The sequence below is a fragment of the Muricoccus harenae genome (assembly GCF_009848505.1).
Lineage (GTDB): Bacteria > Pseudomonadota > Alphaproteobacteria > Acetobacterales > Acetobacteraceae > Roseomonas > Roseomonas harenae.
In genome coordinates this window covers 1-662 of record NZ_WWDL01000109.1, presented here as the reverse complement: position 1 = coordinate 662, position 662 = coordinate 1, and the positions used below count along the sequence as shown (strand labels likewise).

Genomic DNA, 662 nt, shown 5'->3' with positions numbered 1-662 from the left:
TTTTTTTTGGCATCCACACTGATGATCGGCGCGCCTGCTGCAACGAACTCCGCACGTTGTTCAGCGATGTGGCGGAACTGAGCGTCGCGCTCAGGAGGCGAGGCGCGTGCCTCGGTGCGGCGCGCATTGGCCTTGGGCGAGTGACCGAGTTGACGGAGGAGCCGAGCCACCGTCGGACGGCTCGCCCGGTGTCCCGCCGCAGCCAATGCTTCGCTCAGGTGAGCCAAGGAACGACGCTTGGCCTTCGCCCGCCGCCCCATTGGATCGCCCGCCGTCTCGGGCGCGAGCAGCGCCTCCAGCGCAGGCCTGAGGCCAGGGTCCTGTGCCTCCCGAGGCGGCCGGCCTCCTCCCGCCGCGCGCACGCGCCCCACTGGGTGGCCGGTGAGGCCCCCCTCAAGCTCGCGCCGGCCGCGCCCGATGGTATGGGGGCTCAGGCCGGTGATCTGTGATAGCAGCCGTCCACCACCATGGCCCAGCCGCGCCGCCTCCAGCGCCACGAACCATCGCCTTTGCTGCTCGTCGAGCCGGCTGGCCAAGAGATTGATCTGCTCATGCAGGAGGCGGTCGGAATGTGGGCCGCGCGACCGACACCGCGGACAGGTGCACTGATGAACTGCAGGCAGGGACATCGGGGAAGCTCCGCTCAAAACGGATGCACAGCA

General features: G+C 69.2%; 1 protein-coding gene. It reads right to left on the bottom strand.

Going from position 1 to position 662, the window contains the following annotated elements:
* A partial coding sequence (locus GSE44_RS25130; RefSeq protein ID WP_408015166.1) for an ISAzo13-like element transposase-related protein occupies positions 1-536 on the bottom strand: 536 nt, incomplete at its 3' end.
* Positions 537-662: the final 126 nt, after the last annotated feature.